Below are 15,349 nucleotides of genomic sequence, written 5' to 3'. Positions count from 1 at the left end.
AAAGCAGCGAAATTGGCTTTCGTCACAATTTTACCTTGGCACGCGCCGAAACAGTGGCATCCTCTCAAACGGCGTCTATAGTGTGACCCGGATGACCAGCAATTGCATCAATTGGACTGCCCGTGCCCGATAGAAAATCTCCCCTTACGCCACTCAAGCATCAAACCTACCGCACAATCTGGTTTGCGAGCATTGCCTCGAACTTCGGCGGGCTCATTCAGGCGGTGGGCGCTGCCTGGATGATGACGGCGCTATCCTCGTCCGAAAACATGATCGCACTGGTGCAGGCATCGACGTCGCTGCCCATCATGCTGTTTTCGCTGGTATCGGGCGCATTGGCCGACAGTTTCGACCGCAGGCGCATCATGATTTCGGCGCAGCTTCTGATGCTTGCCGCCTCCATCATGCTGACGGTGTTCGCCTGGTTTGGATGGCTGTCACCGTGGCTGCTCCTGTTCTTCACCTTCATGATCGGCTGCGGTACTGCGCTCAACAATCCGTCATGGCAGGCGTCCGTTGGCGAGATGGTGCCGCGCGAGGATCTTCCGGCAGCAGTGACGCTCAACAGTGTCGGCTTCAACATCACCCGTAGCGTCGGCCCGGCCATTGGCGGTGTCGTCGTGGCGATTGCGGGCGCGGCAGCCGCGTTTCTCGTCAACACCTTCAGCTATTTTGCGCTGATCTATGCTTTGGTGAAATGGCAACCGCCCAAGAGCACCTCCACTTTGCCACGCGAGCATCTCTTCGCCGCGATCTCCGCTGGCATGCGCTATGTCGCCATGTCGCCGAATATCGGCAAGGTTCTGGTGCGCGGTTTCCTGTTCGGCCTTTCCGCCAGTGCTATTCTGGCGCTGATGCCGCTGGTCGCGCGCGATCTGGTGCAGGGGGGACCTCTGACCTACGGTATTATGCTGGGCGCCTTTGGTGTCGGCGCAATCGGCGGTGCTCTGGTCAGCGCGCGCTTGCGGGAAATGGTCAGCAGCGAATGGATCGTGCGCGTTGCGTTTCTCGGCTTTGCCTTGAGCTCCGCGGTTACCGCCGTCAGCACGAGTGCCATCCTGACGGCGCTGGTCCTGACAATTTCCGGCGCAAGCTGGGTTCTCGCACTGTCGCTGTTCAACACCATCGTGCAATTGTCCACGCCGCGCTGGGTCGTGGGCCGCGCGCTCTCGCTCTACCAGACGCTGACCTTTGGTGGCATCGCCGTGGGCAGTTGGCTGTGGGGTTCGCTTGCTGAAAATTACGGCCTGACCTATTCGCTGCTCTGTTCGTGCCTGCTGATGCTGCTAGGTGTTCTGGTCGGCTTCAAGCTGGCAATGCCAGCCTTCGCGTCGCTCAATCTCGATCCGCTCAACCGTTTCGTCGAACCGAACCTGCGCCTCGACGTCAAACCGCGAAGCGGGCCGATTGCCATTCTCGTCGATTATGAAATCGATGATGCCGACCTGCCGGAATTCATGTCGATCATGGCAGAGAGAAGACGCATCCGCCTGCGGGACGGAGCCCAGAACTGGACGTTGATGCGGGATCTGGAGAACCCGGATATCTGGACGGAAATCTACCACGTACCGACATGGGTGGAATATGTGCGTCACAACCACCGGCGAACGCAGGCCGATGCCGAGAGTTGGGATAGTATTCTGGCGCTCCACCGCGGCAGTACACGTCCCCGCGTGCATCGTATGATCGAACGTCAGGCCATACCGCCGCAGGATGATATCTTCCATAAAGCCCATATCGACCCGCACTGAAGGCAGCATGACCGGATCAGACGGATCATCGGCTTCGCTAAAATACTCTACCCTCGGGAACTTTTTTGACCGTAACGGCTTCATGCGTCTCATATGGTCAGGGGAAAGTCATGAGAGCCTTCGAAAGTCCGCGCCTGAGACGCAGCCCTGCGCCATGGCTCTCGCCCCGTTGCGCCAAGGCTTCCACCAGATACCGCATGTGAAAACTGCGCTCTTTTTGAGAACGACGACATTTATCAAAGACTTTAGGCATGACGGGGCAGACAATTGTACACAGAGACGAGCGGCATAGGCCCAATTCTGGATAAGCTATTCGAGCAAGCGCCGACGTTCATCGCCCTTCTTCATGGCCCGGATCACCGCTTCGAACTTGCCAATCGCAGCTATATGACACTGGTAGGTCGAAACGATCTCGTCGGCCGGACAGTTGCGGAAGCCTTGCCGGATGCCGTCTCGCAGGGTTTCGTGAACATTCTCGACGACGTCTATCGAACGGGCTCACCCTATTCTGCTCCCGGAGCGCTTTATGCGGTGCAGCCGGAAATCGATGGGCCCGTCACCGAGCGCTACCTCGACTTCATCTACCAGCCCATATTGGGAGCGGATGGAAAGGTGGAAGCGATCTTCGTCGAGGGGTCCGATGTCACCGAGCGGACATTGGCTGAGCGGAAACGTCGCGAGAGCGAAGAACTCTACAAGGGTTTGTTCGACGCGATAGACGAGGGCTTTTGCGTCATCGAGTTCTTCGATGGTCCACACGGTCCAAACAGCGACTATATCCACATACAGGCCAATGACGCCTATGCCCGACACGCCGGTATTCCCAACGTCGTTGGGCAAAAGCTGCGCGAAATGGTTGGGGATGAGGCCGATGCCTGGGTCGCTCGCTACGGCGAAGTTCTACGGACCGGAAAGCCGATCAGGTTTCAGCAGGAACTGGTTGCGACAGGCCGCTATCTGGAGCTGGCGGCGGTGCGCATCGAGCCGGAAAGCAAGCGGCAGGTCGCGGTCATGTTTCAGGACATCACCGCCAGACGCCGAGCCGAAATTGCTTTGGCAAAACTCAACGCCACGCTGGAACAGCAGGTGGAGAAGCGCACAGCCGAATTGATGGTCGCGGAAGAGGCTTTGCGCCACAGCCAGAAAATGGAGGCCGTGGGGCAACTGACCGGTGGCCTTGCGCATGACTTCAACAACATCCTTGCTGGTATCAGCGGCAGTCTGGAGATGATGAGCACGCGCCTTGCGCAAGGCCGTGTCGGTGATATCGAGCGCTATATCAACGGTGCGGTGGGCGCAACCAAGCGTGCTGCGGCCCTGACGCAACGGCTTCTCGCCTTCTCACGGCGACAGACGCTCGATCCCAAGCCGCTCAACGTCAACACCCTCGTGGACGGTATGCTCGACCTCATCACCCGAAGCGTCGGTCCCGCCATCAAGGTGGAAACGGTGGGTGCGGCGGGGCTGTGGGCAACCAGTGTGGATGCCGGTCAACTCGAAAATGCTCTTTTGAACCTCTGCATCAATGGGCGGGATGCGATGCCCGGCGGCGGTAACTTGACCATTGAGACCGGCAATCGCTGGATCGATGACAGGGCGGCACGCATGCGCGGGCTGGAGCCGGGGCAATACGTTTCGCTCTGCGTGTCCGACACGGGAACCGGCATGAGCCAGGAAATCATCGACCGGGCATTCGACCCTTTCTACACCACCAAACCGATCGGTCAGGGCACCGGCCTTGGTCTTTCCATGGTGTACGGATTTGCAGGCCAGTCGGGTGGTGCGGCGCGAATTTATTCCGAAGTGGGCAAGGGCACGATGATATGCCTTTATTTGCCCAGACACGCCGGTGACATCGAAACCACTGAGGCCGAGCCGCTTGGCGTGACGGATGCGCTGCGTGCCGATGGCGGCGAAACCATCCTCGTCGTCGATGACGAGCCACTGGTGCGCATGCTTGCGGTCGAGGAGCTTCAGGATTTGGGCTACTCGGTCATCGAGGCGGAAGATGGTGCGTCGGCGTTGCGGATATTGAACTCGGCGCGCGACATCAGCCTTCTGATCACCGATGTCGGGTTACCCGGCGGAATGAACGGGCGACAGCTGGCCGACGCAGCCCGCGTCAACCGACCCGGGCTGGAGGTGCTGTTCATCACGGGCTACGCCGAAAACGCGGTCCTCAATCACGGGCATCTCGATCATGGCATGCATGTCATGACCAAGCCGTTCCAGCTTGATGTGTTTGCGCAACGGGTCAAAGCCCTCGCCGGCCCCCGGTAATAGACCTGCGCTTAGCTGCGCAGAGCTTCAACGGCGGACTGACGATAGGCGAGCCACGCAGGCAATATCGCCAGAACCGCTGCGACGCCAAGCAGCAGCCCGGCCTGAGTGAGGTCGGCGCGGGCAAATTCGACCGGCATGGCAACGCCGCTCTGGGCAACAAGCATGCCTGTGATCGTCTTGGCGGCGGCAAAGCCGATGCCGAAGCCTAAAATAATGCCGGTCGCGAACAGCGTGAAGAGTTCCGTCCATACGATCAGCGATATGGAGGAGCGTGGCGCTCCAAACGCGCGCAGAGCCCCGATCTGCTTTCGTCTCTGCACGATATGCGTCAGGGTGACGAGAATGAGCGATGCCGCGACCAGCAGTTGCGCGCCGATTGCCACGATGGACAGCACCTGACGCGCATCCCCCAACGTCGCGTAAAGTTTCGTCAGCACTTCGCCGGGGAAAACAGCAAGCGTGTTGCCCTGACGGTACTGCTGTCTGAGCTTGTAGGCATCTGCAATGGATTTGGGCTTGACCAGAATGGCTGGGACACCGGGCGTATCGGCATCGAAAGCCTCGTTCAGCGTATCGTGGTCGTGGCCTTCGTGCCCCTCTTCGTGGGCCTCGGCGCCATGCTCGTGTGCATGATCATGATCGCCCATGCCATGGATGTGCCAGACGGAGCTGATGGGTACCAGAATAGCCCTGTCCCACGGCGTGCCCGTGGGTTTCATTCTGCCCTGAACATGGTAGACGATTTCAGTATGCGTATGGCCACCTTCCTGCGCACTGCCATGCATAGGTTTGATTTCAGCACCCAGCGGCAAATCCACCGCAGAGCCGATGACGGCATCTTCGCCATCTGCAAAACCCTGACCTTCGACAAAGCCGTCGGAGGTGTTTTTGATCAAGGCGGTCGTCGTTCCCACAATAGGATAGCCGGCGAAGGAATCGCCAAAGCCGACCGGCCCGGCCCATGCGACACGGGGATCTGTCGACAGCGAGGCCAGCGTTTGACCGCTGACGAGTGGCAGTGGGGCAGCCTGAAGGAAAACGGACGACAGGACGAGCTGCGTTTCGCTGCCCGCCGCACCGATGACGAGGTCGAATTTATCGGCAGCGCGCGCCGAGCCCAGTCGCAGCGCCCGTTCCTGCAAGGTGACGGTCGCGCCCAGTGCAGTTGCCATCGCAACCAGAATGACGACGACGAGTGATCCTGCCCACAGACGCTTGAGGTCTGAAACAATAAAACGCAACATATCAGGGTTTCCCGGCGGTGTCGGTGACAACACGGCCACTGGCGAGTTCCAGACGACGGTCCAGCCGTTCTGCCAAAAGCCGGTCGTGAGTGATGACGATCAGGGTCGAGCCCTCTGCTTTGGAAAGATCGACCAGCAGCCCACCGATGGCCTCGCCATTCTCAGGGTCCAGGCTTGCGGTCGGTTCGTCGGCAACGATGACACCCGGCTTTCGTAGCAGCGCACGGGAAATGGCCACGCGCTGCATTTCACCACGCGACATGGTATCGATTTTCTGGTCGGGGCGCGACAATCCGGTCTTTTCGAGCAGTGCTGCTGCGCGTTCGCCAAGTTCTTTCGACATGCTGCGGGCCAGACGCGCAGGCAAAAGCACGTTCTCTAGCGCGGACAGGCCAGACAGAAGATGAAAGTCCTGCATCACCAGCCCGACGTTTTCGCCACGCCAGCGGTCTCGCCTGGTCTCGGTCAGGTCGCCGATGCTTTGCTCGCCCCATGTGACGCTGCCCTGACGTACCCGTTCCAACCCCGTGATGACGTTGACGAACGTGCTTTTGCCCGAGCCGGACGCACCTGTGATCGACAGTTTTCCGCCCGCCGAAACCACGAGATTTTCAATGGACAGAACGGGTGCTGCGAGCCCCGGATAGGATACGGACAAGCCGGATATTGTTAGTGGCAGCATGATCACGAAACCCTGTACTGAGCGTCGCGGATACGCACAAGACTGACGAAGCCCGTTTCCGGGTCCGTCCAGGAGCCACGCTCCAGCATGCCCGTCACTTCGATCGTGGTGCTGGGCTGCACGAAGGTCTGTTTTTCGGAGAGGTAGACGACGACGATGTTATCTGGCCAATCGGAATCCGATGAGCAGAATGGGCACAGCGCCATGGGAATTTCGGTCAAAACGAAAAAGGCCGCTTCGGCCTTCAACGGAGGCGCCATGAAACCCTTCATGCGGATTTCCTTGCCGGTCAATGACTTGAGCTTTTCGGAAAACTCGAGTCCCAGCACACCGATCTTGCCGTACATCTCATCGAAGGTGAGGGGAGATGGCGCAGCAGTGGCTTGCTTCGTGCCGAGTGCAAAGGCTGCCAAACCGGCGAGTTGAAACGACTGCCTGCGTGTGAGAGCGGCTTTGTAAGGCGCCATGGCGGTCTCCGATGTCGGCTGTTCCGAATAGGTCTGTAACAGGGCGACCCGGCCTGCATGATGCAGACCGGGTCGCTTTATCTGGCTAAGCCGTTTCTTACTGCGTCTGCTTTGTGCCAAGCGCGAAGGTATCGGCGAGCACGCGGTAAACGTCGCTCTGCTCCATGTAACCCTTGAACTCTTCCGAGCCGGGGCCGGTGGACTGAAGCACGATGTCGTCGACGGCGTGAACGCCGCTGTCGCCGTCCTTTGGAATGTTGCCCTGGACGAAGACGGCACCGGGAACGTTCTTGTAGGCTTCGTTGGCGATGTATTCCTTCTTCTCGTTCTGGATTGCCGGAACGAAAGGACCATCCATCTTCGGACGGAATGTTTCGTAATGGTCAGGACCATTATTGGCATTCAGAAACAGACGGCGGGTCACGTCGATCCGGTCTGGGTAACCGTCACCGTCCTTGTCTTCGTAGTTGGGGAAGCCTGCTTCGGCATAGGTGCCGACCTTGGCGCGCATTTCATCGCCCGGCTTTTCATCATCCACGGTGCCGATGATGGAAACGCCATGGGTGTGGTCACCGGTGACAACGATCAGCGTATCAGGGTTCTTGGCAGCGAATTCACGCGCGACGCCAACGGCCTTGTCGAATTCGATGGTTTCGACAACGGCGCGATCCCAATCCAGCGGGTGGGACATCTTGTCGATGTTGGCAGCTTCAACCATCAGGAAGAAGCCGTCTTGATTTTTCGAAAGCTCACCCAGAGCGGCCTTGGTCATATCGACCAGACCGGGCTGGTTCGGAAACTTGTCGACTGTACCCTTCTTGAGGAAATTGCGGTCAAGCACGGTATCCATGTTGCCGGTGTGGAAGAGGCCGAGCAGCTTTCCGGTGTTGGAACCTTCAGCCTTTTCAAGCTCGCTCTTGTCGGTGGCCAGCGTGTAGCCTGCGTCCTGGAACAGCTTGATGTAATCCTTGTCGTCCTTGCGTTTGGAGCCGGGGATGTCCTTGCTGAGGAAATAGGCCGAGCCGCCGCCCAGCACGACATCAGGCTTTACGTCGAACATCATGCCGGTGATTTCGGCCTTGTCGGCACGCTTGCGGGTATGGGAGACGGTGGCCGCAGGCGTCGCATCCTGCAATTCGGATGTCGTCACGATACCGATCGACTTCTTGGTCTGGCGACGCAGAGCCTCACCCATTGTCTCGACCTTTGGATCGTCAAGGCTTGCAGGCGTGCGGTCGCCATAAACGCCAAGCGCGTTTACAGGCGCCTTGTGGCCGGTCATGTATGCCGACATGGTGTTGGCGCTATCGGTTGCGACAGCTTCTGTAGACGATGTGCCGATGAAGGCCATGCGGTCCATCTCGTCCATGTTGAGGCGACCGTTCGCCTTGCCTTCGGTCATGCCCTTGGACATGATGCGGGCAGCGGTGCGGTGCGCAACCGACAGGCCATCGCCCAGCAGGAAGATGATGTTCTTGGCCTTTGGCGTTTCAGGGGTGCCGTAAACCGTCCACGTGACGTTTTTGGTTTCGGAACCTGCGGAAACCTCGATCTTGTAGTCGCCCGCCTTGGCGATCTTGAGGCCACGCAAGCTGACCGCAGAACCAAGAACCTTGTCTTCCTTGCCCTTTTCTTCAGCTGTGAAGCTCACGTCCGAGCCGAAGACGGTCTTGTAGTCCTGGCCGTTGACGGTGATCTTGACGTCTTCAGCCTTTACGACGTTCTTGAATTCGACTTTGAAGTCGAAGGGAGAACCGACCAGAATCGTTGCGCGATCAAGTGGATAGACGGTTGCTGCCTGGGCAGCGCCGGCAAGCACGGTGGTCGCGACGAATGCAGCGATAATTTTGCGCATGATAACCTCGAAGGAGTTATGTTTTATGAAAAAGCTCCCCGCCTATAGGCACCGCGCATGACACTGAAATGACGATCGGCGCGAATCCAACGGGCGCTTCGCAACCCCGCGTTTTTTTATTCCTGCCGCGTTGAAAGGCGCTCAGGGTGCCCCATCTGTTTTATGCAAGCTTTATTTCTTCATTTTTTGGTGCAATCGACGCGTCTATCCGCCTTGCAGCGGGAAAAATCGCTCCTTATATACCCCCCAGACAGCAGCAAGTTTGCTGCACAAACCGGAAGACCATCCAAGTCAAGGAGTTGTCAGTGGAATGCCTCCCGGGGTTCCGACAACTCGCTTCAAGGAGAGAAGAACATGGCAAAAGTAATCGGTATCGACCTTGGCACGACCAATTCCTGCGTTGCAGTGATGGACGGCAAGGACACCAAAGTTATTGAAAACGCAGAAGGCGCGCGCACCACCCCTTCCATGGTCGCCTTCAGCGATGATGGCGAGCGTCTGGTCGGCCAGCCTGCAAAGCGTCAGGCCGTCACCAACCCGACAAACACCCTGTTTGCCGTCAAGCGCCTGATCGGTCGCCGTTACGAAGACCCGACTGTCGAAAAGGACAAGGGCCTCGTTCCGTTCGAGATCGTCAAGGGCGACAATGGCGACGCATGGGTTCAGGCACAGGGCAAGGGTTATTCCCCTTCGCAGATTTCCGCGATGATCCTTCAGAAGATGAAGGAAACCGCTGAATCCTACCTCGGTGAAAAGGTCGAAAAGGCCGTCATCACCGTTCCAGCCTACTTCAACGACGCACAGCGCCAGGCAACCAAGGATGCAGGCCGCATCGCTGGTCTTGAAGTTCTGCGCATCATCAACGAGCCGACGGCTGCTGCCTTGGCTTACGGCCTCGACAAGAAGGAAGGCAAGACGATTGCCGTGTACGACTTGGGTGGCGGTACCTTCGATATTTCCGTTCTGGAAATCGGCGATGGCGTTTTCGAAGTAAAATCCACCAACGGCGATACCTTCCTCGGTGGTGAAGACTTCGACATGCGTCTGGTCGAATATCTGGCCGGTGAGTTCAAGAAGGACCAGGGCATCGACCTCAAGGGCGACAAGCTTGCGCTTCAGCGCCTGAAGGAAGCTGCAGAAAAGGCAAAGATCGAACTGTCGTCTTCGCAGCAGACCGAAATCAACCTGCCCTTCATCACGGCAGATGCGACCGGTCCAAAGCACCTGACGCTGAAGCTGACCCGCGCCAAGTTCGAAAGCTTGGTCGATGATCTGGTTCAGCGCACCGTTGCACCGTGCAAGGCCGCGCTCAAGGATGCTGGCCTGACGGCAGCCGAAATCGAAGAAGTCGTTCTCGTCGGCGGCATGAGCCGCATGCCGAAGGTGCAGGAAATCGTCAAGCAGCTGTTTGGCAAGGAGCCACATAAGGGTGTGAACCCGGACGAAGTGGTTGCCATGGGCGCCGCCATTCAGGCCGGCGTTCTGCAGGGTGACGTCAAGGACGTGCTGCTTCTCGACGTGACGCCTCTGTCGCTCGGTATCGAAACTCTGGGTGGTGTCTTCACACGTCTGATCGACCGTAACACGACGATCCCGACCAAGAAGAGCCAGACCTTCTCGACCGCCGAAGACAGCCAGTCTGCCGTGACGATCCGCGTCAGCCAGGGTGAGCGCGAAATGGCTGCCGACAACAAGTCGCTCGGTCAGTTCGACCTCGTTGGCCTGCCACCAGCACCACGCGGCGTTCCGCAGATCGAAGTCACCTTCGATATCGACGCCAACGGCATCGTGCAGGTTTCGGCCAAGGACAAGGGCACCGGCAAGGAGCAGCAGATCCGCATCCAGGCATCTGGTGGTCTGTCCGACGCCGACATCGAAAAGATGGTGAAGGACGCCGAAGCCAACGCTGAAACTGACAAGAAGCGTCGCGCCGGTGTGGAAGCCAAGAACCAGGCCGAAAGCCTCATCCACTCCACCGAGAAGTCGGTGGCGGAGTATGGCGACAAGGTTTCCGAGACGGACCGCAAGGCCATCGAAGACGCCATCGCTGCGCTGAAGAGCTCGGTCGAAGCATCCGAGCCGGATGCCGATGACATCCAGGCGAAGACCCAGACGCTCATGGAAGTGTCCATGAAGCTGGGTCAGGCCATCTACGAAGCCCAGCAGGCTGAAGGTGGCGAAGGCGCTGCCGAAGGTCACAGGGACGACGTGGTCGATGCAGACTACGAGGAAATCAAGGACGACAAGAAGTCCGCATAAGCGTGGCTTTTGAACTCCAATTGATGCTTGACTGAAATCCGGCTGCCTCGTGCAGCCGGAAATCCATTTCCGGGGCTTGTTAATTAATGGCGAAAGCAGACTTTTACGAAACACTTGGCGTTGGCAAAACTGCTGACGAAAAAGAGCTGAAAAGCGCCTTCCGCAAACTCGCGATGAAGTACCATCCTGACAAGAATCCGGGTGACGCTGAATCCGAGAAGAAGTTCAAGGAAATCAACGAAGCCTATGAAACGTTGAAGGACCCGCAAAAGCGGGCAGCCTACGACCGCTTCGGCCATGCGGCTTTCGAACAGGGCGGCATGGGCAATGCAGGCGGCGGCTTCGGCGGTGGCGCAAGCGGTGGCTTCTCCGACATCTTCGAAGACATTTTCGGCGAGATGATGGGTGGCGGACGTGCGCGTCGCTCCAGCGGCGGACGCGAACGCGGTGCCGATCTGCGCTACAACATGGAGATATCGCTGGAAGAGGCCTTTGCGGGCAAGACCGCGCAGATTCGCGTTCCGACCTCGATTACCTGCGATGTCTGTACCGGTTCTGGCGCGAAGCCCGGCACGCAGCCAAAGACCTGCGGCACCTGCCAGGGTTCTGGTCGCGTGCGTGCAGCACAAGGTTTCTTCTCGGTGGAACGCACCTGCCCAACCTGTCACGGTCGCGGCCAGACGATCACCGATCCTTGCGCGAAGTGCCATGGTCAGGGCCGTGTGACAGAAGAGCGTTCGCTGTCGGTCAATATTCCAGCCGGTATCGAAGACGGTACGCGCATTCGTCTGCAAGGCGAAGGTGAGGCAGGCATGCGCGGTGGCCCCTCGGGCGATCTCTACATCTTCCTGTCGGTGCGACCGCACGAGTTCTTCCAGCGCGATGGTGCTGATCTCTATTGTGCCGTGCCCATCTCGATGACGACGGCTGCACTCGGTGGCACGTTCGATGTGACGACGCTGGACGGCACGAAATCCCGCGTGACGGTGCCGGAAGGCACGCAGGCGGGCAAGCAGTTCCGTCTGAAGGGTAAGGGAATGCCGGTTCTGCGCTCTGCGCAGCAGGGTGATCTCTATATCCAGATTCAGATCGAAACACCGCAGAAGCTGACCAAGCGCCAGCGGGAATTGCTACAGGAATTCCACGAACTGTCATCCAAGGACAACAACCCTGAATCTACCGGCTTCTTTGCCCGGATGAAGGAATTCTTCGACGGCTGATGCTGTCGATTGATATCCAAGACAAAGCCGCGCTTCGCAAGAATGCGCGGCTTTTTTATGCCATAGCCCGGACTGTGCTGGTGGCGAGAATGGCGGCAAAGACGAAGAGGCAGGTTGCCGCGATGCGCTGGATGGATTCCGGCTTCAGCGCAACCGTCTTGTTTCTCGATACGTGACGACCGAGAGCGATCCAGCCGGATGCGGCAAAGACGACCAATCCTGTGAATAGGACAAGCCATGGAATCAGCTGAGTGATCGCACCATGCGGCATGATGACGATGGCAATGATCAGGGCTTTGGGATTGAGCATGGTGGTGACCAGAATATCCGCCGCGGTGACCTCTTTAACCCCTACCTCGACCGAGGTCTTGAACCAGAGCCGATAGCTCAAAAACAGCACCCAGAGACAGGCGCAGATTTTGGCGGCGAGCAGCAATTGCGGGTGTTGCGCAAGAAACGATGCGGCCAGAACGGCGACGGGAATGATGACGAGGAGATATCCGACGATCTCGCTGAGGATCAGCGGCAAAGCGCGAAGGATGCCACGAGAATATCCCGCCAGCGCCATCAGTGTGTTGGTCGGCCCGGGCGTCAACAAAAGAAGCAGAATGGCACCGGTGAATTCCAGAAATGTCGACATGCGCAGGCTCCATCTTAGAGCTCGACCATAGCTGATCTCACCGCAAGCGGTTTGATTTCGGTCAATTTCGCCAGGCCAGATCAGCCTGCAAACCCGCCTTCTTCCAGAAAGCGTTTTTCATCCGCCGTGCTCTCGCGCAGAAGAATGTCGTTGCGATGCGGGAAGCGGCCGAAGCGTTCGATGATGTCGCGATGCTCGATGGCAAAAGGCAGATAACGCTCGCCCAGGGGTTTGCAGAGCTTGCAGCATAGATGCTGATCTTCAAGGTCTTCCGAGTGCATCAACGGGAGATAGAAGAAGATGGGAAGTTCTGGATCGATTGTCTTGTCGTGGCCACGCCGCAGGACATCGTGGGTGTAGTGGCGGGCGAGCGGGTCTGTCGCGTACATATGGGCCGTGCCGCGAAAGCAGTTGCGGGGAAACTGGTCCAGCAGCAACAGCAGCGCAAGACTGCTTTCAGCGTCCTCAAGCCATGTCTCCAACTCGAGCCGTGCTGCTGCGAAATGCAAATCCCTGAAACGATCATGGAACGTCGCGTCGAACTGGGCGTCCTTGTCGAACCACTTTTCAGGTCCGGCATCTTTCCAAAACGCCATAACGTCAGAAGCGGACGTGGCGGTGCCCTTGCTCATGGCCTTCTCCTCAATAATGCGGTGGCTTGGTAATGGCGGGGGCTTCGAGCGATTGTTCCTCGAGGTTCAGGAACCGGTCTGTCAACCGATCCAGCTTGGCGCGGGTCTGCTCGACGACTTTCCATTGCTCGGTCAGTTGGTCAGACAGTTCTTCGATGGTCTTTGCCTGATGCGCCACGGTTTCTTCGAGCGCAATGATACGGTTTTCGCTGTCGTCGGCCATGGGTTTCTCCTCGTCAATGCCCTGCTTTGCCAGCTTTATACCCAGCAAACAAGACAAAGGCCGGACATGATGCCCGCCCTTCGATGGTTTTCGTGATGTGATGACGGATCAATCTTCTTCCTGGAAGACCTCTTCGCGCTTTTTCTTCACACTTGGCAGGAAGACGACGATCAGAACCGCCAGTGCGATCAACAGCAAGGTTGCGCTGATGGGGCGTGTAACGAAGGTCGTCGCGTCGCCGCGCGACAGGATCATCGCACGCCGCAGGTTTTCCTCCAGCAACGGCCCCAGAACGAAGCCGAGCAGAAGCGGTGCCGGTTCGCAGCGCAGTTTGACGAGCGCATAGCCGATAAGCCCGAAGAAGGCGACGGCATAGAGGTCGTAGACGTTGGAGTTCACGCTGTAGACCCCGATGGCACAAAAGGCCATGATGATGGGGAAGAGCACGTAGTAGGGGATGGTCAGCAGCTTCACCCACAGCCCGATCAGCGGCAGGTTGAGAACCACAAGCATCAGGTTACCGATCCACATGGACGCGATGATGCCCCAGAACAGAGCAGGCTGTTCGGTGGCGACATTGGGTCCGGGGACGATGCCCTGAATGATCATGGCACCGATCATCAGCGCCATGACGGGGTTAGCGGGAATGCCGAGCGTCAAAAGCGGAATGAACGAGGTCTGCGCACCGGCATTGTTGGCCGATTCGGGGCCAGCCACACCGGCGATAGCGCCATGGCCGAACTCTTCCGGGTGCTTCGAGACGCGCTTTTCGACCGTGTAAGACGCGAACGCCGCAAGAATCGCACCGCCACCTGGAAGGATGCCGAGCGCCGAACCGATGGCCGTACCGCGCAGGACGGGGCCGATCATCTGCTTGAAGTCTTCCTTGCTGGGCAGAAGGCCGCTGACCTTTGCCATCAAGACGGAGCGCGTCTTTTCGTTTTCGAGGTTTCTCAAAATTTCGGCAATACCGAAGACACCGACGGCGACAGCCACGAAATTCAAGCCATCGGCATATTCGCGGATGCCCAGCGTGAAGCGTGGCGTGCCGCTATAGATATCGGTACCGACGAGGCCCAGAAGCAACCCGAGAACCACCATGGCCAGCGCCTTGATGATGGAGCCGTGCGCGAGCGCGATGGACGAGACCAGACCGACCACCATCAGCGAGAAATATTCGGCAGCGCCGAATTCCAGAGCGATGGCGGTCAGCGGTGGTGCAAAGACGGCGACGAGGAATGTCGAGACCGTACCGGCAAAGAACGAGCCGAGAGCGGCAACCGAAAGGGCCACGCCTGCCTTGCCCTTGCGCGCCATCTGGTAGCCATCGATGGCGGTGACGGCGGACGAGGATTCGCCCGGCATGTTGATGAGGATCGCCGTGGTCGAGCCGCCATATTGTGCGCCGTAATAGATACCCGCCAACATGATGAGCGAAGAGACCGGCTCCAGCTGGAAGGTGATCGGCAACAGCATGGCAATGGTTGCCGTGGCACCGATGCCCGGCAATACGCCGATCAAGGTTCCCAGCAGCACGCCGATGAGGCAGAAGAACAGATTGTCGATAGAGGTTGCGGTGGAAAAACCCAGCGCGAGATTATTGAACAGTTCCATCATGCACCTCAGAAATTGAGCCAGGGGCCGAAGCGCTGGAAGGGCAGACCAAGACCGTAGTCGAAGACTGCGACGGAAAAGATGGTGATGCCGATGGACAGAATGACGGCCATCAGCGGTTTCATCTTATGCGATGCAAAGGATGCGATCAGTGCGCTGATGAAGAGTGCCGTGACGAAACCAAGCCCGCGCACCGTCATGCCGAAGAAGATCGGCGCAGGCAGAATGAGGAAGATACCGCGCCATGCGATAGGTCCGAGCGGTTCGCCCTGAACCTTGCCAGCCCGGACGAGGATGAGTGTGCCGAGCCCGACGAGAATGAGCGAGAGCACCAGCGGGAAATAGCCGGGGCCCATGCGAAATGCCGTTCCCAGTTCCAGCCCGTAGGATTGCCAGGCAAAGAAGATGCCGAGCAGAATGAAAAAGGCGCCACAAATCGCCTCTGTTGCGTCGAAAGAAAGTGATTTCATGTGTGTGTC

At 58.4% G+C, this 15,349-nt stretch carries 13 protein-coding genes; 4 read left to right on the top strand and 9 right to left on the bottom strand.

Annotated elements, in window-relative coordinates; translation table 11 throughout:
• Positions 1-122 precede the first annotated feature (122 nt).
• Positions 123-1,751, top strand: a complete 1,629-nt coding sequence (locus QRN55_RS18605; RefSeq protein WP_111840170.1) for an MFS transporter — start codon at positions 123-125, stop codon at positions 1,749-1,751.
• Between the two features lie 267 nt (positions 1,752-2,018).
• Positions 2,019-4,031, top strand: a complete 2,013-nt coding sequence (locus QRN55_RS18600) for a PAS domain-containing protein (RefSeq protein WP_284777817.1) — start codon at positions 2,019-2,021, stop codon at positions 4,029-4,031.
• A gap of 11 nt (positions 4,032-4,042) precedes the next feature.
• Here QRN55_RS18600 and QRN55_RS18595 read toward each other — a convergent pair whose 3' ends face one another.
• The 4 genes from QRN55_RS18595 to QRN55_RS18580 all read right to left on the bottom strand — a co-directional run bounded on the left by QRN55_RS18595 (position 4,043) and on the right by QRN55_RS18580 (position 8,282).
• Entirely contained in the window at positions 4,043-5,278 is a 1,236-nt protein-coding gene (locus QRN55_RS18595) for an FtsX-like permease family protein (protein WP_284777816.1), read from the bottom strand.
• 1 nt (position 5,279) lies between these two features.
• Positions 5,280-5,960, bottom strand: coding sequence for an ABC transporter ATP-binding protein (locus QRN55_RS18590; protein ID WP_284777815.1), 681 nt, complete (start codon positions 5,958-5,960; stop codon positions 5,280-5,282).
• Between the two features lie 2 nt (positions 5,961-5,962).
• Positions 5,963-6,427 (bottom strand): hypothetical protein, encoded by a 465-nt coding sequence (locus QRN55_RS18585; RefSeq protein WP_284777814.1) that lies wholly within the window; start codon positions 6,425-6,427, stop codon positions 5,963-5,965.
• A 97-nt stretch (positions 6,428-6,524) separates the two neighbouring features.
• On the bottom strand, positions 6,525-8,282 hold the full coding sequence (locus QRN55_RS18580; protein ID WP_284777813.1) for an alkaline phosphatase: 1,758 nt from the start codon (positions 8,280-8,282) through the stop codon (positions 6,525-6,527).
• Between the two features lie 354 nt (positions 8,283-8,636).
• Here QRN55_RS18580 and dnaK point away from each other — a divergent pair, with 354 nt between their 5' ends.
• Together dnaK and dnaJ are read left to right on the top strand one after the other, a co-directional pair.
• A complete protein-coding gene (gene dnaK, locus QRN55_RS18575) occupies positions 8,637-10,541 on the top strand; it encodes a molecular chaperone DnaK (protein WP_284777812.1) in 1,905 nt (634 codons plus the stop codon).
• An 86-nt stretch (positions 10,542-10,627) separates the two neighbouring features.
• Positions 10,628-11,761 (top strand): molecular chaperone DnaJ, encoded by a 1,134-nt coding sequence (dnaJ, locus tag QRN55_RS18570; protein WP_112497909.1) that lies wholly within the window; start codon positions 10,628-10,630, stop codon positions 11,759-11,761.
• Positions 11,762-11,816: 55 nt separating this feature from the next.
• On the opposite strand, the gene QRN55_RS18565 is transcribed toward dnaJ, so the two are convergent.
• From QRN55_RS18565 to QRN55_RS18545, 5 genes are all read right to left on the bottom strand, one after another.
• On the bottom strand, positions 11,817-12,401 hold the full coding sequence (locus tag QRN55_RS18565) for a LysE family translocator (protein ID WP_284777811.1): 585 nt from the start codon (positions 12,399-12,401) through the stop codon (positions 11,817-11,819).
• A gap of 80 nt (positions 12,402-12,481) precedes the next feature.
• Positions 12,482-13,033, bottom strand: a complete 552-nt coding sequence (locus QRN55_RS18560; RefSeq protein ID WP_284777810.1) for a DUF924 family protein — start codon at positions 13,031-13,033, stop codon at positions 12,482-12,484.
• Positions 13,034-13,043: 10 nt separating this feature from the next.
• Positions 13,044-13,256 carry a SlyX family protein gene (locus QRN55_RS18555; protein ID WP_042616170.1) on the bottom strand — a complete coding sequence of 71 codons (213 nt, stop codon included), beginning with the start codon at positions 13,254-13,256 and terminating at the stop codon, positions 13,044-13,046.
• A 108-nt stretch (positions 13,257-13,364) separates the two neighbouring features.
• Positions 13,365-14,870, bottom strand: coding sequence for a tripartite tricarboxylate transporter permease (locus tag QRN55_RS18550; protein WP_111840161.1), 1,506 nt, complete (start codon positions 14,868-14,870; stop codon positions 13,365-13,367).
• A gap of 8 nt (positions 14,871-14,878) precedes the next feature.
• Positions 14,879-15,340: a tripartite tricarboxylate transporter TctB family protein gene (locus QRN55_RS18545; protein WP_045230198.1), complete on the bottom strand. Its 462-nt coding sequence runs from the start codon at positions 15,338-15,340 to the stop codon at positions 14,879-14,881.
• Positions 15,341-15,349 lie beyond the last annotated feature (9 nt).

Source organism: Agrobacterium sp. lyk4-40-TYG-31 (genome assembly GCF_030209855.1).
Classification (GTDB): domain Bacteria; phylum Pseudomonadota; class Alphaproteobacteria; order Rhizobiales; family Rhizobiaceae; genus Agrobacterium; species Agrobacterium vaccinii.
This window is presented reverse-complemented; position numbering and strand designations above follow the sequence as displayed.